19 protein-coding genes are annotated in these 21,321 nt (G+C 40.4%); 7 read left to right on the top strand and 12 right to left on the bottom strand.

Translation table 11 applies throughout. The features are described 5' to 3' along the window. Positions 1–232 precede the first annotated feature (232 nt). Both WG905_RS12285 and WG905_RS12280 read left to right on the top strand, forming a co-directional pair. Entirely contained in the window at positions 233–733 is a 501-nt protein-coding gene (locus WG905_RS12285; RefSeq protein ID WP_339592021.1) for a DinB family protein, read from the top strand. 209 nt (positions 734–942) lie between these two features. After that, on the top strand, positions 943–3,105 hold the full coding sequence (locus tag WG905_RS12280) for a S9 family peptidase (RefSeq protein ID WP_339592020.1): 2,163 nt from the start codon (positions 943–945) through the stop codon (positions 3,103–3,105). Here the strand turns inward: WG905_RS12280 and WG905_RS12275 are convergent. Next, positions 3,095–3,859, bottom strand: coding sequence for a tetratricopeptide repeat protein (locus WG905_RS12275; protein ID WP_339592019.1), 765 nt, complete (start codon positions 3,857–3,859; stop codon positions 3,095–3,097). The two genes, WG905_RS12280 and WG905_RS12275, sit on opposite strands and share 11 nt — an antisense overlap. A 245-nt stretch (positions 3,860–4,104) precedes the next feature. Further along, the gene (locus tag WG905_RS12270) at positions 4,105–5,970 is read right to left on the bottom strand and encodes a glycoside hydrolase family 2 protein (protein WP_339592018.1); all 1,866 of its coding nucleotides are present in this window, start codon (positions 5,968–5,970) and stop codon (positions 4,105–4,107) included. Between the two features lie 282 nt (positions 5,971–6,252). Between WG905_RS12270 and WG905_RS12265 the strand changes: the two genes are divergently transcribed. The 3 genes from WG905_RS12265 (at position 6,253) to WG905_RS12255 (ending at position 9,268) form a co-directional block, all read left to right on the top strand. Further along, positions 6,253–7,104, top strand: a complete 852-nt coding sequence (locus WG905_RS12265) for a helix-turn-helix domain-containing protein (protein WP_339592017.1) — start codon at positions 6,253–6,255, stop codon at positions 7,102–7,104. Positions 7,105–7,212: 108 nt separating this feature from the next. Continuing rightward, positions 7,213–8,703: an aldehyde dehydrogenase family protein gene (locus tag WG905_RS12260; protein ID WP_339592016.1), complete on the top strand. Its 1,491-nt coding sequence runs from the start codon at positions 7,213–7,215 to the stop codon at positions 8,701–8,703. A 133-nt stretch (positions 8,704–8,836) separates the two neighbouring features. Beyond that, positions 8,837–9,268 carry a hypothetical protein gene (locus tag WG905_RS12255; protein WP_339592015.1) on the top strand — a complete coding sequence of 144 codons (432 nt, stop codon included), beginning with the start codon at positions 8,837–8,839 and terminating at the stop codon, positions 9,266–9,268. A 37-nt stretch (positions 9,269–9,305) separates the two neighbouring features. On the opposite strand, the gene WG905_RS12250 is transcribed toward WG905_RS12255, so the two are convergent. Next, positions 9,306–10,508 (bottom strand): Gfo/Idh/MocA family protein, encoded by a 1,203-nt coding sequence (locus WG905_RS12250; protein WP_339592014.1) that lies wholly within the window; start codon positions 10,506–10,508, stop codon positions 9,306–9,308. Between the two features lie 400 nt (positions 10,509–10,908). Further along, positions 10,909–11,955: a sialidase family protein gene (locus WG905_RS12245; protein WP_339592013.1), complete on the bottom strand. Its 1,047-nt coding sequence runs from the start codon at positions 11,953–11,955 to the stop codon at positions 10,909–10,911. A gap of 249 nt (positions 11,956–12,204) precedes the next feature. Here WG905_RS12245 and WG905_RS12240 point away from each other — a divergent pair, with 249 nt between their 5' ends. Further along, positions 12,205–13,407 carry a porin gene (locus WG905_RS12240; RefSeq protein ID WP_339592012.1) on the top strand — a complete coding sequence of 401 codons (1,203 nt, stop codon included), beginning with the start codon at positions 12,205–12,207 and terminating at the stop codon, positions 13,405–13,407. A 10-nt stretch (positions 13,408–13,417) separates the two neighbouring features. Here the strand turns inward: WG905_RS12240 and WG905_RS12235 are convergent, their stop codons facing one another. The 8 genes from WG905_RS12235 to WG905_RS12200 all read right to left on the bottom strand — a co-directional run bounded on the left by WG905_RS12235 (position 13,418) and on the right by WG905_RS12200 (position 19,923). Continuing rightward, positions 13,418–13,573: a hypothetical protein gene (locus WG905_RS12235; RefSeq protein WP_339592011.1), complete on the bottom strand. Its 156-nt coding sequence runs from the start codon at positions 13,571–13,573 to the stop codon at positions 13,418–13,420. Between the two features lie 104 nt (positions 13,574–13,677). After that, positions 13,678–14,754: an aminotransferase class V-fold PLP-dependent enzyme gene (locus WG905_RS12230; protein WP_339592010.1), complete on the bottom strand. Its 1,077-nt coding sequence runs from the start codon at positions 14,752–14,754 to the stop codon at positions 13,678–13,680. A gap of 60 nt (positions 14,755–14,814) precedes the next feature. Continuing rightward, positions 14,815–15,267 (bottom strand): hypothetical protein, encoded by a 453-nt coding sequence (locus tag WG905_RS12225; RefSeq protein ID WP_339592009.1) that lies wholly within the window; start codon positions 15,265–15,267, stop codon positions 14,815–14,817. A gap of 118 nt (positions 15,268–15,385) precedes the next feature. Beyond that, on the bottom strand, positions 15,386–16,099 hold the full coding sequence (locus tag WG905_RS12220; RefSeq protein ID WP_339592008.1) for an ABC transporter ATP-binding protein: 714 nt from the start codon (positions 16,097–16,099) through the stop codon (positions 15,386–15,388). Next, entirely contained in the window at positions 16,077–17,336 is a 1,260-nt protein-coding gene (locus WG905_RS12215) for an ABC transporter permease (RefSeq protein WP_339592007.1), read from the bottom strand. The genes WG905_RS12220 and WG905_RS12215 overlap by 23 nt, the downstream gene beginning before the upstream one ends. Then, complete coding sequence (locus WG905_RS12210) at positions 17,333–18,418, bottom strand: efflux RND transporter periplasmic adaptor subunit (protein WP_339592006.1); 1,086 nt, start codon at positions 18,416–18,418, stop codon at positions 17,333–17,335. Before WG905_RS12210 ends, WG905_RS12215 begins: the two co-directional genes overlap by 4 nt. 19 nt (positions 18,419–18,437) lie before the next feature. Then, positions 18,438–18,833 (bottom strand): hypothetical protein, encoded by a 396-nt coding sequence (locus WG905_RS12205; protein WP_339592005.1) that lies wholly within the window; start codon positions 18,831–18,833, stop codon positions 18,438–18,440. A 46-nt stretch (positions 18,834–18,879) separates the two neighbouring features. Further along, complete coding sequence (locus tag WG905_RS12200) at positions 18,880–19,923, bottom strand: baeRF3 domain-containing protein (RefSeq protein ID WP_339592004.1); 1,044 nt, start codon at positions 19,921–19,923, stop codon at positions 18,880–18,882. A gap of 248 nt (positions 19,924–20,171) precedes the next feature. Here WG905_RS12200 and WG905_RS12195 point away from each other — a divergent pair, with 248 nt between their 5' ends. Beyond that, the gene (locus tag WG905_RS12195) at positions 20,172–21,224 is read left to right on the top strand and encodes a response regulator (RefSeq protein ID WP_339592003.1); all 1,053 of its coding nucleotides are present in this window, start codon (positions 20,172–20,174) and stop codon (positions 21,222–21,224) included. Positions 21,225–21,321 lie beyond the last annotated feature (97 nt).

Genomic DNA, 21,321 nt, shown 5'->3' with positions numbered 1-21,321 from the left:
AAACTTCCTCCTCAAATATACAAGTATTAACCAGCGCTTCCCGGCTAAAATTGCCTGAACAGCAAAAACGGACAACCGAAGCTGATTTTGTATATGCCCGACCGTTTATTACAACTTTGGGTGGTGCCAAACAGTATAAAGTTTAGCGTATTTGAACTGTCCGAAATTGAATTTCAACTTGTATATTTATATGGAAATGTATCATCATTGGTAACCATTAATCTTAGAAAAAATGGAAACAACATTGGAAAAAACAGCCATCCATACCTTGTTGAACATGTATGACTGGCACACCAAACTTTTTAAAAATGTCCTTGAGTCTATCACTGAGGAAGATGCGCAAAACCGTTTAAATACCAGGGCAAATCACATGGCCTGGATTGCGGGGAGCTTGGTTTATGGAAGATATTCGCTTGCTCAATTCTTCCATATCAACCCTGAGCAACAAAGCCTTGACCTTTTTAAAGATTTTAAGGGTATACAAGACAACACGACTTATCCTACCCTGGCTGAATTTAAAACCGACTGGGACAACATTAGTCCGGCCTTAAGAAATGCGATATTAACCGCTGGCCCCGAACAGCTGAATGGCCCCGACCCTTTTAAAATGCCCGGAGAGAATTTAACATTTCTGGATACCATAACGGCCTGTCTCGATAGGGAATCTTATTGCATCGGTCAGCTTGGCTTATGGCGCAGGTTGTTAAATTACGAAGCAATGAAATACGAATAAAATCTCAGCTAAAAATAGGAGTAGTCAATTAGGATTAAAGCATTATATACTTTCTAAAAGTTTTATTATACTTGAACAAATTATTTAGTTTATGAAGAAAACGCTACTCCTATTTTTAATCATTTCATGCAGTTTATTGACAAAAGCACAGTATGAAATCACTGATTAGAAAAGTATCCCGGAATTTCCCTTACAGCAAATAAACATAGATGACAACAAACTTAAAAAGCAAATTACTCCCTATGCTGGTGCTGTTCAGCACATTAATAGCCTGCAAAAACACAGAAAAGAATATGGATACCTATAAATGGCCCGATGCTAAGCCACCTGTAGCAGCGATGAAACCGATTACCAGGACATTGCATGGAGACACGGTTGTTGACAATTATTATTGGATGATTGACTACTTCAAAAAAGGAAAGGATAGCTCGGAAGTTATAACATACCTGGATGCAGAAAACAAGTACCTCGACACGATGATGAGCGGTACCAAAAGCTTTCAGGAAAATTTGTTCAAAGAGCTGAAAGGCAGAATTAAGGAAAAAGATGAATCAGTGCCTGTCTTGAATAATGGCTATTATTATTACACCAGGACTGAAGATGGTAAACAGTACTTTAAATATTGCAGAAAGAAAGGCAGTCTGGATGCTAAAGAAGAAGTGCTATTGGATGTTGATGAAATGGCCAAAGGCCTTCCCTATTTCTCCGTTTCAGGCGTAAAAGTTAGTCCCGATAATAAACTCCTGGCTTTCGGTGTAGATAAAGTTTCCCGCAGACAATACACCATCCATGTCAAAAACTTGGAAACTGGTGAGCTGCTCAAAGATGCGATACCCAACACCCAGGCAGATCCGGTGTGGGCGGCCGACAATAAAACCCTGTTTTACACTGCTAAAAATGAAGTTACGTTACTCAGCGAGAAAATAAAGAAACACAAACTGGGTACAGATGCTAAACAAGATGCGGTAGTTTATCATGAAAAAGATAACACCAATTATATCGGGGTCAGCAAAAGTAAATCAGGCAAATATATTTTCATTTATTCGGGTGCAACGCTTTCATCCGAAACGAGGGTACTGGAAGCTGATCAACCTGATAAGCCCTTCCGTATCCTTCAGCCTCGAATGAAAGAAGTGCTGTACGAAATGTATGCCCTTGATGATAAGTTCCTGATTTTAACCAACTGGAATGCTAAAAACTTCAGGCTAATGGAGTGCCCCTTGGATAAACCAGGAAAAGAAAACTGGAAAGATGTCATTCCACACCGCAAGGATGTGCTACTGGAAAGTGTAGAAGAGTTTAAAAAATTTGTAAGCATCACTGAACGTAAAGATGGTCTTACCCAATTGCGCATCAAAAATAACAACGGAACTGAACATTATGTGGCTTTCGAAGAACCATCCTACCGTGCACAAACAGGTGCCAACCCTGAATACAACACTAAAAACCTGCGCTATATTTATACGTCATTAACTACGCCTTCTTCTACCTATGATTATAATATGGAGACAAAGGACAAAAAGCTCATGAAGCAACAGGAAATCTTAGGCGGCTACGACAAAAAAGAATATACCACAGAGCGTTTATTTGCCACGGCGAAAGATGGCACGAAGATTCCAATCTCACTGGTTTATAAAAATGGCTTCAAAAAAGATGGCAGCGCGCCGTTATTGTTATATGGATACGGCTCTTACGGGTCAACTATAGATCCTTCATTTTCAAGCAATACTTTAAGCTTGCTAAACAGGGGGTTTGTGTATGCGATTGCTCATATCCGTGGCGGACAGGAAATGGGCCGTCAATGGTATGAAGATGGAAAGCTCCTTAAAAAGATGAACACTTTCACAGATTTTATCACCTGTGGCGAGCACCTTACAGAGCAAAAATACACCAGTAAAGGTCATCTGTATGCACAGGGAGGAAGTGCTGGCGGATTGTTGATGGGTGCCGTTGTGAACCTTGCTCCAGACCTTTGGAATGGCGTACTCGCTCATGTTCCTTTTGTAGATGTGGTAAACACCATGCTGGACGAAAGTATCCCTCTTACCACTAATGAGTTTGATGAATGGGGAAATCCCAAACAAAAAGCGGCATATGAATATATGAAAAGCTATTCACCGTACGAAAATGTAACGGCAAAAGCTTATCCGAATATGCTGGTCACTACCGGACTGCATGATAGTCAGGTTCAGTATTTTGAGCCTGCCAAGTGGGTAGCGAGATTAAGAGCTACGAAGACGGACAACAATGTATTATTATTAAAAACGGATATGGATTTTGGACATGGCGGTGCTTCAGGCAGGTTTGACTACCTGAAGGACATTGCATTGAACTACTCCTTTTTATTTGCCTTAGAGGGGATTAGCGAATAGCTTTTCCCTTTGCAGCCGTTTTTTTCAACTCCATAAGTTTAGCCTTGCCATTTTCATTTTTAGGATCGAGTTGAACCGCTCTTTCATAATTGACAATGGCAAGCTTTTTATTGCCCGAAATCTCATAAGCCTCAGCCAAGCTGTAATAGGCATTCGAAACATTAGGATACATTTTTACATTGAACTTGAATATTTCCAAGGCCTGGTCTATCTTCTTTTCATTTAGAAAATGACGACCAGTGGTATTAAACAAAGCCTCAACCACCCGGGGGTCTGTAGAATTATAAGACAAGGTATCAAAAGTAATAATGGAACTGATTTTCCACTGATAATTCTCTTTCACCAGCGTCCGAAATTCCCTCGTAGCCGAGATCACCAGGGAATCATTAGAGGGATCTGTCAGCGTCTGGTTAAATGAAATCCAGGCCATGTCATTGGTGCGTCTGATGATATAATTGGAATGATCTACTATCGTAAACTGTAAAGCCTTTCCTTGTTCTTTAATCCAGTCGAGGGAGGTGGGGGCAAAACTATTCCATCCTATATTGCTGATATAATAGCCAATTCCGGATTGGGTACGGATTGTTTTGTCGTCCTGAATAAAGAGAGACTTCCAGGTAGCGGTATCTCCTTTGAAAAAAGATTCCGTTTCTAAGCGGACTATCTTTTTAAGCCGCTCTTCTTCCACAGTTTGTGCTTTAAGGACCTGTATGCTACAGCACAAAGAAACCAATAATAATAAAAGCTTTTTCATAACCTTTTATTTTAATATTAAAATAATTTTCTACTATTCCATAAATGCATAATAAATTTAATCAATTTGTTTAATATAAATAGTAATTATTAGATATTATATTTAATTGAGTATTCTAATAGATAATATATATAACCAAAATTATTTTAATGATCGTAAACCCTTCCAAAGCCTTAAAAAGAGTGGCCCCAGGTAATCAAAAAACATTGATTACCTGGGGCCACAATTGATTTATTTTACCTAATCTATGGTGCAGGCACCAGGTACAACCTATCATTTACCGCTTTCAATTTTTCAACAGGCACTTTAATTACTTTCCTGTCGTAAGTCATAAAGCCGTTAACCTCCCCTTCCACATCCGTTGTCTGCGTATAAACTGCTGCAGATAAACCCAGGCGAATGAACTCTTGCAGCCTGTTGGTATAGGATGAATATTTATCGAAAAGTTCATCGGCAGTTTTAAAAGACTGGTAGCCCCAGTTGTCTTTTTGCTGCCAGGTGTGACCGTTAACGGGTAAACCCAAACCGCCAAACTCGCCCAGAACAAGCAATAGTTTCGGACCAAAAACCTCTGGCCTTGGCATCGCCGGATGCGGGTAATTATGAAGATCTATCATATGTCCTGTTGTGAAAAAATTACCACCACTGGCGCTGTTCACCAATCTAGACGGATCTTTTTTCATCGTCCATTCTGTGATTTCTACTGTTTTGAACTGACCCCAGGCCTCATTAAACGGCACCCATACCACAATAGATGGGAAGTTGTGTAAGGTGTTCATAATGGCATCCCATTCTTTCCTGAAATAACTTTCAGATTCTGGAGTTCTGTCTTTTTCAGTACCGCGATCAAGCACTCCCGGACGCGTTTCCCAATTGTTACCCAGGTCGCCGCTTGGCATATCCTGCCAAACCAGCATACCATTTTTATCGCAATAATTATAGTAACGGGCAGGCTCAACTTTGATGTGCTTACGGATCATGTTGAAGCCCATTTTTTTAAGCTCGTCAATATCGTAAACCATCGCTTCTTCTGTAGGCGGCGTATATAAACCATCAGGCCACCAGCCCTGATCTAAAGGACCGTATTGAAAAAGGAATTTATTGTTAAGCATCATCCTTTGGATACCTGCAGCATCCGGCGCCATAGAAATTTTCCGCATGGCGAAATAGCTGTTTACAGCATCCAAAGTTTTACCTTTTCTGACTAAGCTGAATTTAAGATCGTATAAAAAAGGGCTATCAGGGGACCATAATTTCTCGTCTTTTAAAGAAATCACTGCTGTGGCCGCAGGGTCAACCAGTTTCGTGGCAATCACGGTTTTGCCATCCAGCACTTCAATTTTTAGCTGATCGCCGCTTTGAGCATGTTTTACGGCTGCACTGATGGTGATGGTATGTGCATCAATATCAGGTGTATGTTTCGTTGCCTCAATATAAGTTTTTGGAACTGCTTCCATCCATACCGTTTGCCAGATCCCGGTTACAGGTGTATACCAGATCCCCTCAGGTTTCACTACTTGTTTACCTCTGGGCTGAGGGCCCTTATCTGTAGGATCCCAAACGCGCACTTTTATTTCCTGTGCAGCTCCTTTTTTAAGCAGTGAAGTGATGTTAAAAGTAAAAGGATCAAAACCACCTTCATGTTTACCAGCACTTTTGCCGTTGACGAAAACTTCCGCCTGCCAGTCGACCGCCCCAAAGTGAAGCAGCACTTCCTTATTCCTCATTGATGTAGGAATGGTAATGGTATTTTTATACCATAAAACACTGTCGGCACCTACCGTTTTACCCACGCCAGATAGGGCCGATTCTACAGCAAAAGGCACCAGGATATCACCGTTATATTTTGAAGGCTCCGTTTCTCCTTTTTTAACAATCGCATAACTCCATAGACCATTCAGGTTTTTCCAGTTGTTTTCACGAACCAATTGAGGACGAGGATATTCCGGCAGTGGTGCTTTAGGATCTACTTTGTCCGCCCAGGGCGTAACAATTCTATCTTTAACATAAGACCACTGCTTTTGCTGAGCGTTTAAAGAAGTAAAACTAAGCAGTAAAATTAACGTGACAGGTATCAAACCCGTTAAAAAGTTTAAACGTTGTTTCATCATTTAATTTGGTTTAATTTGGTTATGAGCTATCATGAGCCGTAATGACATCACCTGACCTCAAGGTAATAAATTTGTCTCCATTATACCGACTCATCAATCAATGATTTACTTTCAAACCATTAATGATTTTCGGAAACGTTATTTAGGTCATCTGGATCATATGCGTTTGCTAGAAGATCATTTAAATTTGAGATCAAAGCCTAAACATTTCCCTATTTTAATCTTGCAATAAAGCCCTAAAAACTGTAACTTAAAGTAATTAAAAGAGGGTTAATAATGCTGTTGTGTGACTTTCAACCTGGTCTGGCGGTGAGGGATTTTGTACAATGCTACAGGATCGTTCATTTCGAATTTGAAAATAAAGCGCCTATCCCATTCAAATGTTACCCTCCAAAACCTGAAAGCTGCCTTCACTTCTTTTTACGTGATTCTTTTGCCATACAACAACCTGGCACCGAAATATTGGAACAACCATCCATCCTTTTCAGCGGCCAACGGACCAATATGGTTAAACAATTTACAGGTAGTAATTTCATAGACCTTCAAATTGTATTTCAGCCCACTGCCATTTTTTGTTTAACGGGAATATCTCCTTCTCATTTAACCGATCAACATGTAGATGCCAAAAGTATATTTCCGAAAGAGATACAGTTTACATTGGAACAGCTGCAGGAAGCGAAAGATTATTCAGAACTCCTGCGCATCATCGAACACTTTACTCAAAACCTGATCTCAGCTGCCAAAAAGGATTTCACCCGAGTGGATCCGGTGAGCAGATTGATGCTCCAAGCTATAAAAATGTCAATGATTGACTGGCTTGCAGGCGAAAGCTGCTTATGCACTAAACAGTTTAAAAGAAATTTTCAGGAAAGAACAGGCATTAATCCAAAAACCTTTTTGAGAATTATCCGCTTCAATAAAGCCATCAACATGAAAAACCAGTTTCCCAAAAAAGACTGGTTTAGTATTGCCATTGATTGCGCCTTTTATGATTACCAGCATCTGGTAAAAGATTTCAAGGACTTTACCGGTTTAACGCCTGCCGAATTTCATACAGCAGAAAAAAACGCACCTGAATCGGTTCTTAATTTAACTCAGGATATTTATGTGAGCCGTTGTCCCTCGCTAATTTAAAAACGTCCTTTTTTTACCACCATTTCTATTAAAATACTTCAGAATTTTGACTCATCAACCTGTCGTGAGTTGATACAATCAACAATGTTTGGTTTAACATTTGGAATCATGAAGACAATTGAAAAGGAATTTGAAGTTAACAAAGTAAGCAATAGCGTGACAAACCCGCCTGCACTCAACTGGATTAACGGTGACTGGGTTGATTCGGGAAATCACCAGTTAAGTTTTAATCCTGCGACTGGTGAAACCATAGGAAGGTATGCCGATGGTGGACTTGAAGAAGCAAAAATGGCAATTGCCGCTGCTTTAAAGAGCTTCCGGGAAACACCCTGGAAAAACGACCATGCCTTACGTGCTAAAGTTTTGCTTAACATGGCAGATCGAATTGAAAACCGAAGCAGTGACTTTATCCAGATTTTAGGCACCGAAGGGGGAAAGATCGCTGCTGAAGCAGGCATGGAAGTTCAGGCAGCGCCTGCATTTCTCCGTTATTGGGCAGGCAAAACATTTACAGCAGGACGTTCCGGGGAAGTTATGCTCGGGAGCTTTTCCTTTACCCTTCGTGAAGCTGTGGGTGTAGCTGGCCTTATCATCCCTTTTAATGCGCCCCTGGCACTTTTGCTGCGTGCACTTGCCCCGGCGCTGGCGGCGGGAACGACGACTGTAATCAAAATGCCCGGACTTGCTGCGCAAACTAATTCAATGCTGGCAGGAATGTTTTCAGAGGTAGCACACCTGCCTAAAGGGGTGATCAATATCATTACGGAAAGTGGCGCTGAGGTGGCAAAATACCTGGTTCAATCTCCTGATGTACCTGTCATCAGCTTTACCGGAAGCACAGCGACGGGAAAAGCCATTTTAGCTGCTGGAGCAACACAATTGAAACGATTGAACCTTGAACTGGGCGGCAAAACCCCAATGTTAGTTTTCGGTGATGCAGATATGGAAAAAGCCATTGATGCTATTGTAAGCGGTATCACGATTTTTAGCGGACAATTTTGTATGGCAGGAAGCCGCATACTTGTGCAAAGTAACATCGCCGAAAGTTTAAGAATGATGCTTGGTAAACGACTGGCTGCGATAAAAGTGGGTCCTCCGTCTAACCCGCAGAGCGAAATGGGGCCATTGATAAATAAATCGGGTTGCGACCGGGTAAACCAAATGGTAGAAGAAGCCATAGCTGCAGGTGCAAAAATCATTGTTCGTGGCGGCCCCTTAACCGAAGCTGCGTATAACGAGGGCACCTTTTACAGCCCCACTTTGCTTGAGGTTACAGATTCAAAACTTCCTATTGTGCAGCAGGAGATTTTCGGCCCGGTTGCCACATTACAAATCTTTAAAGATGAAGCAGAAGCCATCGTTTTAGCCAACGACAGTGACTACGGTCTTGCAGCAAGCATTTGGACCCGTGATTTTAACCGGTCATGGTGGGTGGCTAAAGAAATACAAGCCGGTACGATCTGGATTAATACTTATGCACAAGTTTTCCCTCAGTTTGAGGAAGGTGGCTATAAAAAAAGTGGAATCGGGCGGTTAAATGGTGAAGCTGCATTGGAAGACTTTCTGGAATACAAACATATTTCTTTTAATCAGGAATAGCTAAATTCCTGTTTACTATACCTTTCCCAGCATACACACCTACCCAATTAATGTTAAAGATAAGTCCACGCAAACAAAATGAAGTACTAAAGGTTTTGTAATTGATACCTGCCCTTTAAAAGCAGCAAAAACTATGAGACACTCGATCAAAAGACCTTTTCTTCAAGGCATCTTAGTTTTAACGATGGCCTTAGCCTTAATCTCCTGCTCAAAAACTGTCCGTTTCCAGAACTCCACAGTAGTTCCCGGGGCTAATGCATCAGTAAGTTTGAGCAAGGATGATAACAAGAATAACCGCATTGAGATGACAGTAACTAACCTTGCGGATCCGGCAAGACTGAGTCCCCCAAAAAAGACTTATGTGGTTTGGATGGAAACCAAAAACGATGGCATCAAAAATATAGGTCAGCTGATCAGTGAGACAAGCTATTTTTCCAGTGCAAGGAAAGCGACCTTGAATACATCGACGCCATTTAAGCCGATCAGGTTTTTTGTGACCGCGGAAGACAATGCAAGTATTCAATACCCCAGTTCACAGCTCATTTTAACGACTTCTGAGTTTTAACCTGATGAGGTGGATTAAAGCGATGAAAAACTATCGCTTAGGTTAGGTCATAACCAGGTTTCCATTTTTCAATCGTGTTATTATACAGGGATTCATTGATCATATGAACGGTGATGGCTGTTTTAGCGCCGGTAAACACATCGGAGGCAGGCTGCAGCTTTTCACTGATACATTTATGGAAATCAGTGAGTGCATACCAGGATCCATCTTTTAATGGCCCTGCCAGTATGGGGATGCCACCGTCCTTATTCCAGGTAATTTTTGTTGCACCGGTAACGCCATCGACTGTTTTCAAGTCTTTTAAAGTTTGTTTTTCAGGATAGTATACTGCGTCATTCACCAATAAGGAAATTGACCCTTTGGAGCCTTTGAATTTGAATAAATAGCCGTCATGACTATTGGCACAGGTTGCGCCAAAGTTCCCGATCATACCATCCTTTTGATAGCGCAATACCGCTTGTACGTTATCAAAAGTTTCGCGGCCATCTTTATAAAAATCAACACCCCCAGTAGCGAAAACCTCATCTACATGGGTATCAAATGCCCAGTTCACAAAATCTATCTGGTGAGATAACAACTCTGCAGGCAAACCACCGGAAAATTCTTTGTACATGCGCCAATTGATTTGTCTTTCGAGAGCAGGCTCAGGTACTGCCCGGCGCCAGGTGCCATTTCTGTCCCAGCGACAATCAATCTGCGTTACCTTACCCAGGTGACCATTGTTGATCATGTCCTTGACTTTATAATAAAGGGGGGTGTAACGATATTGATGACCAACCTGGAAGGTAAGATTTGGTTTTGCTTTAACCAGCTTTACTAATTCAGTTGCCTGGTCAAGGTTATAAGTCATCGTTTTTTCCAGGTAGATATGCTTACCTGCCTGCAAAGCATCCTTGGCAATCTGAAAATGCAGGTGTAGAGGTACGGCAATAATCACCGCGTCAATATTCTTGTTATCCAGCACTTTTCGATAATCTTTTGTCGCTAAGGCCGAAGGCTCTACTTTTCTTGCTGCTTCCAGGCGGAAATCAAGCACATCACAGATCGCTTTTATTTGAAATTGGCCAGAAAGTTCTTTAAGCACATACATTAAGCCTTTTCCACGGTCGCCGCAGCCAATGATGGCAACGTTTAATTTCTTCGCTGCAAAAAGCGGTGTAGTGGCATTTAATATGGAATTGTGTAAAAGCAATGAGGCGGTAGTGATTCCGGCTTTTTTAATAAAATTTCTTCTGATCATTGTGTTTGATGCTAGTATGGCAATGTTTGTGTCCTACGATTCACTCCATGAACGGAAAATGATTCCCCTGACAAGTAATTATATTTAGCTTTAGCTAATATGTGATTTTAATAGGAATAATGAGAGGAAAATGTGAAAATTCGGAAGGAATACAAGGAATGGGATGTTGCACAATAAAAGGATAGCTGAAAGTTTGCCCAACACTAATTCAAAGCTAAACAATGGGTAAGTTATACGATAAACCTAAGTCAGGTCTGCGACCTACCTGCGTATACATGCCTCATCTTTTAGCATTCCATCACCTATCACTAAAAGAACGGCCAGTTAAAGCCAGCTGCTACTTCCGCTCAAGGAGCAGAAAAAGTGATTCTTTATTACTTGTTACACAACAGATACTACACTAACTCCCTTCATGTAAAACTACGTGTTTGATGTTTTTTCTATTAAAGGTGTAACTGATATGGATTAGGCCATCCCGGGTTTGGATGATTGCCGGATAACTGAATTCCTCGGTTGTCCCATTTTCCAGAACAGCAATATCCTTCCAATTTTTGCCATCCATTGAACAGGCAACTCTTAGTTTACCTCGACCCTCAAACCATTCTTTTCCGGGCACATCAGGATTGTAAACGAGGAGCTGTTTTCCACTTTTTAAAGTTATTGCATCTGTTCCAGAATTCGGATTCAGTAACTTGGTTCCTGATGGTTTCGTCCAGGTGTTTCCCCTATCATAAGACCATGCCTGAACGATCTCGCCCTGTTTACTTCTACAGAGTATTTGAAGACTTCCCTTAGCATATTCCAGAATACTTGGCTGAATGATATCAAACTTCTTATTGGTATCCAGCGGAATTTTACTCCAGGTTGTTCCTCCATCCAGTGATTTTTCGATATGAGCCTTCCATCTACCATTATCTTCCTCAATACTTGAAGGAGATAAAATCACCCCCTCTGAGAGCTGAACTGGCTTGTTTTTGATAGGTCCTAAAATTCCTTTGGGTAAAGTAACAGGTGGTGACCACGATTTGCCATGATCATTAGAGGTTTTATACACCCCCCACCATTCCCTTGGATTTGGACCAACCTTGTAAAACAAAAACAACCTTCCTTTTGATTCCTCAAAAAGAACCGGATTCCATGTAGGGTATCGCAGCTTATCATTCACATTCCCATCAGCCACCATTCTTGTTGTCCGTTTTCCTCCATTATTTAACGAGGTTAACCAGATAGAAACGTCTTTTTTGCCTTCCTGGCTACCGCCGAAACAGGCAAGCAAAAGCGCTCCTGATTTAGTTTCCACCATAGTTGAAGCGTGGCAATTATTAAACGGCGGGGTCTGGAAAACGATTTCCTCTTTCACTTTTTTCCATTCAGACTGCGCATTCACCATATTTCCCGATAGTGCTGCAAATAGTAGAACAAAAGTTGATTTCAAAGTTAACATCATATGTTTTAATTTTATTTTACACCCTAATTTAAAAACCATTTCAAGCTTACAACTGAAAAATAGCATGATAAGCTTAGGATAGAACGAATTCAATCCTATCCTTTCATCGATAAAATGTATCAAATTTTCCGAACTTTATTTATGTATAGCTGTTCTAAATTTCACCAGGCCTTTTTTTTTTTATTATACTTTATGTTCCTTTTGACCGCTTCCTATAAAAGCACTGGGTAATTGTTAAAATTTTGGGTTATGACTAACCAGAAAAGTTCCACCTCTTGTTGTCTCATCTTCATTGTAACTGCAGTAGTATTTTTACGCGCAGATGTTGCAAATGCACAAAATGAGCCTAGTTCAAAGTTAGGGAAGGGCATAGCATACGTTGCTGCGGATTCATCCTTCAGCATTAAATTCAGCCCCACTATTCAAGTACGTTACCAGGGCGAAGACAATCCTGCTTCAGGAAATTGGGATGACAGGATAATGATCCGCCGCGCGCGACTGAAATTTGAAGGCTTTGCATACTCTCCAAGACTAAAGTATGAGCTTCAACTGGGCTTCAGCGATGAAGAAACAGACAGCGAGGCCCTGGAAGATGACAGTTCTGCCAACAATATTTTAATGGACGCAGTGGTTCAATGGAATATCATATCAAACCTGGAACTTTGGGCGGGGCAAACGAAATTGCCGGGTAACCGCGAGCGAATGATGTCTTCGAGTAAAATGCAGTTTGTAGACCGCAGTATCTTAGATTCGCAGTTTAACCTAGACCGTGATATTGGTCTGCAAATTCATAACCAACACCAGATTGGTAGCGTTGTCGTACGGGAAACCGGATCTGTAAGCATGGGCGAAGGTCGAAACATAACAATAGATAATGCAGGTGGCTATGATTATACCGCACGTTTGGAAATATTGCCTTTTGGGGAATTTGAAAACGGTGGCGATTATGCTGGCAGCGATATCGAGCGGGAACAAACGCCGAAACTTGCGCTTGCCGGAACCTTTGACTATAACGATGGAGCTTCCAGGGCGCAGGGCCAGACAGAGAATTTTTTGAGTCAGCAACGTGACTTACGGAGCTTTTTTGTTGATGCCATGTTTAAGTATAAAGCTTTCTCCGCCATGGCAGAGTATGCCAATAAAAAAGCACCAGATGGTCCGGTGGTGCTCGCTAACAGGTTAGGCGGGGTAGAAGAAACTTTTATCACCGGGAATGCCTTTAATGTTCAGGCAGGTTATCTGTTTATAAATAACTGGGAAATAGCCGGTCGTTTTACCAATTTTAATCCGACAACCGTTACTGGCCTGATTGATGAAAAACAGTACACGTTCGGAGTATCAAAATACATGGCAGGCCATAACTTTAAAGTACAGGCCGATGCCACTTTGAATAATTTCGACAATCAACCTGATAATGCCCGGTTTAGGGTGCAGCTGCAGGTAAAACTTTAAGCTAGTGTTGTCAGAATAGCTTTGGCTGATATATTTCAAGCGGTTTAGTGATTTCCGGGATATCACTATTTACGTTTTTCGCGCTGAGTATTTTTGAAACCGGGTAGGCGGACATATCCCCATCTATCCATGTTTTAAGGTTTTTCTCTTCAATGATTAAAGGCATCCTTTTTTTTTATGTGGTGGTACGCTTAGTTTCGTCGACGATGGCTAGTTTAAACTTTTTCTTCAGCCCGTTTGCTGTACTTGTGCTGGAAGTATGATAACACATTATAAATGATCAATTACGTTTAATAATTCCTGCAAATCTTGTTCGCTATTATAAAAGTGAAAGGATACCCGCAGTCCTTTACCCCGCGGAACGCAGATGATACTAGCCTTCTGCAATCTTCTAGCCAGCTTTTCATCAGACTTGATGTTGAATATGGATGAAAGCTGTGCCTGCCTGATCACATCGCCTGACAACAAGCCTCTTTCCGTAAAGGCATTTTTGGCAGCCTCACTGATGCTTTTGATGCAATTTTCTATATATTCAAATCCGAGGTTTTCCAAATACAACATAGACTGCCCGAGTGTACCAAAGTTAAGCGTATCGAGGTGCCCAGGTTCAAAGCAAAGTGATAACTGCGTTTTACCCTTTAAAAAAGGTTCTTTGGGTAAGTGGTACCGCCTCCTTTCCTGGTATAAAAATTCCGCTACACGATCATTGATCATCACAAATCCATTTCCATAACCACCAAGCATCCATTTATAACCGCTGCTGATCAGGGCATCCAGTCCCGAAGCTTCAAAATTAAAGTCTTCTGTGCCGCAATATTGAGTGCCGTCTGCAATGATCACTAGATCAGGGTAATCGGCCTTTAACTTTTTTATAAAGCCAAAGTCGATCTTGATACCGCTGGTATATTGAACAAGGCTTAAAGCCAGTACTGTCGGCTTAAATGTCTTCACCTTTTCAAGAATATTCTCCTCCAGGAGCTCGTTCTGCTCCACATATCCGCAGCTGAACCCCCTGCTTTCAACAGGATAGTTTACTGATGGGTAATCACTTCTGACCAGCAAAAACCGATGTGATGCAGCTAAGCCATCCAGAAAGGTGTTAAAGCCAAAGGAGAAATTCGGCACCAGGAAGGTGTTATCTAAATTGCCCTTAAAAAACCTTGCCAGTTGTTGCCTGATGCCCTGCAGAAATTCGACCTGATGCGCACGGAACTGGCTTCCGGCTTGCATAAATTTTTCGTCATGTGCTCTCCTCCAGTTGAGTACTGATTGCGATAAAACGCCAGAGTTAGCGGTATTCAGATAGGTGCAATTTGCCAGAACAGGGAATTCTTTTGAGAAGTTCATGAAGCAAATATAAGCTAGCCCCATAAAATGTCATCCAATCATTTTAAAAAATTGCTAAAGTTATTTGACAACATTGCTTTCAATTTCCGTGTGCCTGATCTGACCGCCCAGGTAACCTGTTCTTGCCACAAATCCAAAGCATATCAGAGAGACGATTAAAATGACAAAAGCAATAGTTCTTCTATAAGCGATCAATTTACCATCGAAGGCAAAAGCAGCAAGGGAGCATAGACCCAGGATGGCTAATGTGATAATAGCCAATTGAGCAGATTCCTCATGAGCTTCAATCATCGTTTCTGAAATCCCTTGAATCAGCTCCATCGTCTCTTCCGCCGGCTCCCCTGTCAGATAAGCAATTCCGCCGCCAATGCTGGCTACGATGAGGACTAAGTAAGCCGCTAGTTTGGTGTGATGACTATTGGCATAAAGACCATAAGCCAATACAATGGCTCCCAAAAATGCGCCAAAAATGGGTAAATGGGTGGTCAAGAGGTGAAGGTGCGTTAAATCCATGATTTCTTAAGTTAAGGGAAGATATTTGGTTTTAATCCTGGTTCCAGATATTTAGTTAAGTTAACTGTAATAGTTATTTAAAAAAATGACACGCATCATCTTTATGCGAAATTATCTATCAAAACATGTCCTTTGTAACAATCTGCCCGTCATCTATTTCGATGATTCGTCCCGAGTGCTCAGCAAAGCTCTGGTTGTGGGTTACGATCAGCAATGTTTGACGATAAGATTCTGCAAGCTCTTTAAAGATATCAAATACCAATTGTGCGTTCCGGCTATCCAGGTTTCCGGTGGGCTCATCCCCCATAATAATTGCCGGATCATTGACCATCGCCCTCGCAATAGCCACCCGTTGTTTTTCACCACCGGATATTAAATTGGCACCTTTAAAGGCCAGGTGATCCACTCCAACTAATTTAAGCTTTTCCATTGCCCGAAATTCAATTTCCTCTTTACTAAACTTCGCTAGTTTCAATGCTGGCAGCATCACATTCCGCAATACGGAAAACTCATTGATCAGGTAATGGAATTGAAATACAAAACCAATTTTCTGGTTTCTGATACTTGCAAGTGCAGCTTCAGTTTGATGAGTGACTAATTCATTATTGATCAACAACTCGCCCCGGTAATCTGTATCCATCGTAGACAAAATATACAATAAGGTAGACTTACCACAGCCTGATCTTCCTACGATAGAAATAAACTCTCCTTCGTTGACCTTAAGTGAAATGTTTTTTAACACATGGACCTCTACCGGATCGTAAAAACTCTTGTTGATGGCCCTGCATTCCAAAATCACCCTATCCATATCATTTCCCTCTAATAATGACAACAGGATCAACATTCCTTGCTTTTCTGGCAGGAAACCATCCGGCAAAGTAAGTAGTGACCAGAGAAAAACAAACAGCAATGCCATAGAATATTAAATTATAGTTGACAGGATAGGTAGTCACGGTAGGGAAAGTAGTGGTCCGGAATGGAACCTGATCAATCACCAAAGACAATAAAAACCCAAATAACAGGCCCGCAAAACCCCCGGCAATGCCTATGAAAAGTGCAATGATCAAAAAAATCCTGTTCACGTCTTTTCCGGAGAAACCTACTGCTTTAAGGATGGCAATGGTATCCATTTTCTCGTAAATCATCATATTCAAAATATTAAATATACCGAAACCAGCTACTGTTAATAGGGTAACGCCCACTGCATACGAAATCAAACTGCGCACATAATTTCCTGTTTCAAACTCGGAGTTTGCTTTCTGAATATCCTCAGCATCAACATGGAAAAGACTCGCATATTCTTTGGCAACCAGCGGAGCCTGATCAATGTCCTTTAATTTGATTTGAATATCGGTAATGTAGTTGCTTGCTTTTGCCATCAGTTTCTGAACTGTAAATACTGAAGCATAACTATGAACTTTATCAATATCATTTATGCCCGATTGGTAAAAACCGATAACCTTTAACGGGAATTGATTGCCTGCTGGTGTTGTGACATGTACCACATCTCCAACCTCAATCAAAAGCTGATCTGCAAGTCCTTTGCCCAAAACAATATTGTTAGCGCTCTGCTTGAGATCCATAGGATTACCATTTATAACGTATTGATTGAAATGAAATAAACGGATCTCTTTTTCGGCTTCAATTCCATTGATAATGCCCGATATATTAATGGTCCCGGATTTAAAGAACACCTGTGTAATCAATCTTGGGGTAGCACCCAGTACCCTGGGATCATTATTTACTTTTGCCATTATCGACGCATTGTTATAAATATCTTCTCTTGTGTGAGCAGCCTTGACTGATGAGATGAAATTATGCTGATCTCCGTCTTTAAAAGCCAGATTTACAGGCTGTTCAGGACTTACTTTAATTTCATTATACAGCCTGACATGTGGCACCCTGTTTACGACCAAACTATCCAAAAGATCATTTAAGCCATTCATGAAACCCAGCAATGCAATAAACATCGTAATTCCGAAGGTTACACCGATAGCGGCTACCAGTGTTTGTCTCCAGCGAGCCAGCAGCAGCAATTTTGCAATATCGAAAATAAGACCTAAGTTCATTCTGCTGGTTTTAAAATCACATCATCGGCTTTCAGTCCACTTAACACCTCTACTTCCTGAAAGTCCTTCAAACCACACACTACTTCTTTCATTTTATAATTTTGCATCAGTACATATTTGTCGTCGATAAGGAAATCCCTGGGGATTGTTAGGGCCTTTTTCTTGGTCTGGATGACAATGTTGGCCTCCGCTGTCAAATTTGGGTAAAGTACAGCCGGCTGCAACACAAACATAGCCTCAACAGTAAAAGACCTTGATGTTTCACTCATTAAAGGATCAATTTTATAAACTGTAGCTTTAAATATACTTCCCTTATAGCTGTCCATTGTAATCAACACCTCCTGCCCTAATTTGATGCGGGTGATATCATTTTCATCTACCTGTAGCTCGGCAAAAAAATCATGTGCATCCCCTATGATCGCAATAAGGGTCTGTGGGGTAACCAATTCTCCAGGTTCTTTAAGCAGATCATAGACCCTGCCATTTATTTTACTTTTAATGAGGTATTCATTTGCCACTGCACTGGTAATTTCTAAGTTCTTTAAACTCCGATCCAGGTTATATTTAAGCTGTTTTTTAAGGTCTTTATACCTCAGCAGAAGGGAGTTATAGGTTGTAGTCGAGTTCTTACTGGTAAGTTCGCGTTGTTCGAGGTCATTTAATGAACCAACTGAATTCTTCCACATATCTTTTTGCCGTTCCAATAGCAATGCATCATTTTCCATCTTACTTTTTGCCAAGGCGATCTGGATCTCCAAATCCCTTAAAGATTCACCCATAGCTTTCTCTAGATTATACTGCCGGTCAAGACGAGCACTCTGCTGGTTCAGCTCTGCGGTTTGCGCAGAAAGTTTTAAAATGGGGCTATCTTTAACCACAGTATCTCCATCCTGCACGTAAATTTCCTGGACCAGGCCACTTACCGTAGAAAACACCTGATACTGTCCCGCGCTTTTAATAATCCCCGAAGCGTACACTGATTCGGTTATCGGCTTTATCACAGGAGAAGTACGCTCCATCCTTTCAGCGCAGGACCAAAGCGTTAAAAAGAGACCGAGTAAACAATAATCAGGCGTCTGCATTTTTATTCATCCACATTAGTCAATTTATATTCTCCACCGTATTAAACAGTTCCCGTTTCAGTTCCCTATACTTTTTGGTAATTTCAACCATTAACAATTCAAGCGTAGTACGGCTCGTATCAATTTTTTTCAGATTTTCAGGAATTCTATCGTTAGCCACTAATGCAATCTGGCTGAGCAGTTCACCCACTAATATTTCAATTTTCTGCCTTTCTTCCTCAAGGACTTTTAATTCCCCGCCCAACTTCTTTAGTTTTTCAAAATAAGTAGTTGAAGCTGAACTGTTCACATACTTATTTAACAAATGGTGAAAAAAGTCACTTTCTACCTTGAAAAAATCCAGATCAGAAGCCCACCGTTCGGCTATCACATAATACTGGCTGGATTTAGACGATAATTTTACAGGTGTTTTCATGGCAAATACTTAAATTTAAGGTGGTAAATAATGTCCAAGTGTTCAATTAATAGGTAACCAGCGCGATGTGTTCATAGTTCTTTAAACGCTCAGCGTCGACAAAATCAACATCGCCACCGTTTACCATCACTTTTTCTATGATTTTATCAACAGCATCCCTTTTATAAGACACTCCATTATCATCAACAAAACTACTTTCAACAAATACCTTCTTGCCCATATTATTTGTTACAGCCGCTAATACGGGTTCTATTCCTTTAACCAATTTGTTTCTTCCTTCGGCAGTATCCAGGATGTTAACTGCTATTTTATCTTTTTCACCTTGCCATGCTTCCAGATTAGATTTTAATATTTCTTCCAAATCCGCAAAACTCATTTTATCGTAATTACCATTGATGTACCCTGCAATAGCATCAATGTGTTTGCTTATTTTTTTAAAATGACCTAATAATTTTTCTGTTCCCATCAGAAAGACTGGTAATTGGTATTCTTGAATGACTCTACCAAGATCTGTATCGATATGCTGTAAAAATTTTTGCATTACAATCTGCTTGCGATCATTTGAATCGGTGAAATTGGCTACCTTTTCGGGCCATTCATTTATATAAGCATAAATGGATTCTGGAATGCTTGCTCCAATTTTAGTAAGTTGATTTAGGTTACCGATATAAATACTAAAGCGTTTTGCGCTCAATAAAAGCAACAGATATTTGGGACATTGTTTCTTACTGTAAATAAGATCACGGATTGCAAACGATTCATCAATGACAATACGTTCCTGGACTATAACATCCAGATAGACCATTTTTTCAAATACAGAAGAGACATAAATAGCTACCCCCTTTTTTGGAATTTTTTTATCAACTTTATCTATAGTTGCATTCAATTTCCGAATCAAGAGCTGGGAGATCTCTTCCGCATAATTGTTTTTAAGCTCACGTTCCACTTTATCGACCGCAATTTTAAATGACTGACTCAACTCAGTTTCCAAGTTTATCTTCGCTACAAAAGGCATGATCAGAGAAATTGAAGGACGGCAGTGAACCGTTTCAATAATTTCTTTAATCTCTGGTGTTAAAAACCTGTTCATGATGTTAGATTTTTAATAGGAATCCAATTAATGAATTTCAACACTTCCACCGGACTTTCAAATGACCGCTATCAGCAAGCGTCATGATCTTAATCATCGCAATTAAATCTGTTGTAAACCAACCATTTATGGTATTGAAGGAATACTTTTTAAGCTCATTAAACATTATTGGTTTTCAATATGTTATAGTCATCTACTGAAATAGTTGTCAAAAATTGCCTTTAATCGCCCTTAAAGAAAATCATATAATGATGAAAACTATTCTTATAATTGAAGACAATATTGATATTCGAGAAAGCTGTATGGAGATTCTTGAACTCTCTGGTTATAGCGTTCTTCAAGCCGACAATGGAAAATCAGGGTTTAATCTCGCAGTCAAGCATCAACCGGACTTAATTTTATGTGACATCATGATACCCGAGATAGACGGATATGGTGTCTTGTATTTGTTAAATAAGAATGACAACACTGCCGATATCCCTTTTATCTTTCTTACCGGAAAGAACGACATGATAGATTTTAGAAAGGGGATGGAAATGGGTGCTGACGATTACCTCACAAAACCATTCGACAATATTGATTTGCTACATGCCATTGAAACAAGGATTAATAAGCACCTGCGCCAAAGGTCTTATCAAAGTCCTGCCTTGGAAAACCAGAAACAGCTTTTTGCAGGAACAAATAAAGGGATCCTGGAATTAAAAGAACTAGTTAAAGGTTATAAAATTAAACGGATTAAAAAAAAACAAATTCTATATTATGAAGGTGACACTCCGGCCGGTTTGTACCTGATAGCAGAAGGGAGCATAAAAACGATTAAAACAGCTGAAGATGGCCGACAGCTGATCACCGGCCTATATCAAGCAAACGATTACATCAACCTGAATACACTTTTGCTCGACGACGATTTTACTGAAACTGCTGAGGCCATTGAAAATACTTCAGTATACCTGCTACCTAAAGATCAAATTATTAATCTGTTAAATCAACATCCTGATATAAGCTCCGCGTTTATCAGAATCTTATCTAATCATATTCAGGAGAAGGAGGAACAAATGCTTGAACTCGCCTACCAATCTGTTAGGAAACGCCTTGCAAGTATTTTATTACGTTTGAGTAAAAAATCACAGGATGTCCATGAAATTGTTATTTCCAGAGAAGAACTTGCAGCAATTGCCGGCATGGCAGTTGAAACAGTGAGCAGGACGTTAACGGATTTTAAATGCGAAGGGATCCTTGAAAAAAATGGTGATTTGATTAAACTGTTGAATACTGAAAAGCTCATAAAAATGAAGAATTGATTCGTTTTTCTACAGTTTGCCACCTCTAAAATACGAGTGTACAATGAGCATTTTTCATAATTCAACGGCTGCTTTTCTTGCAAATCAAGATCATGAC

This window comes from Pedobacter immunditicola, from assembly GCF_037482985.1.
Classification (GTDB): domain Bacteria; phylum Bacteroidota; class Bacteroidia; order Sphingobacteriales; family Sphingobacteriaceae; genus Pedobacter; species Pedobacter immunditicola.
The sequence above is the reverse complement of the archived record's forward strand: the minus strand, read 5'-3'. Positions and strand labels throughout refer to the sequence as shown.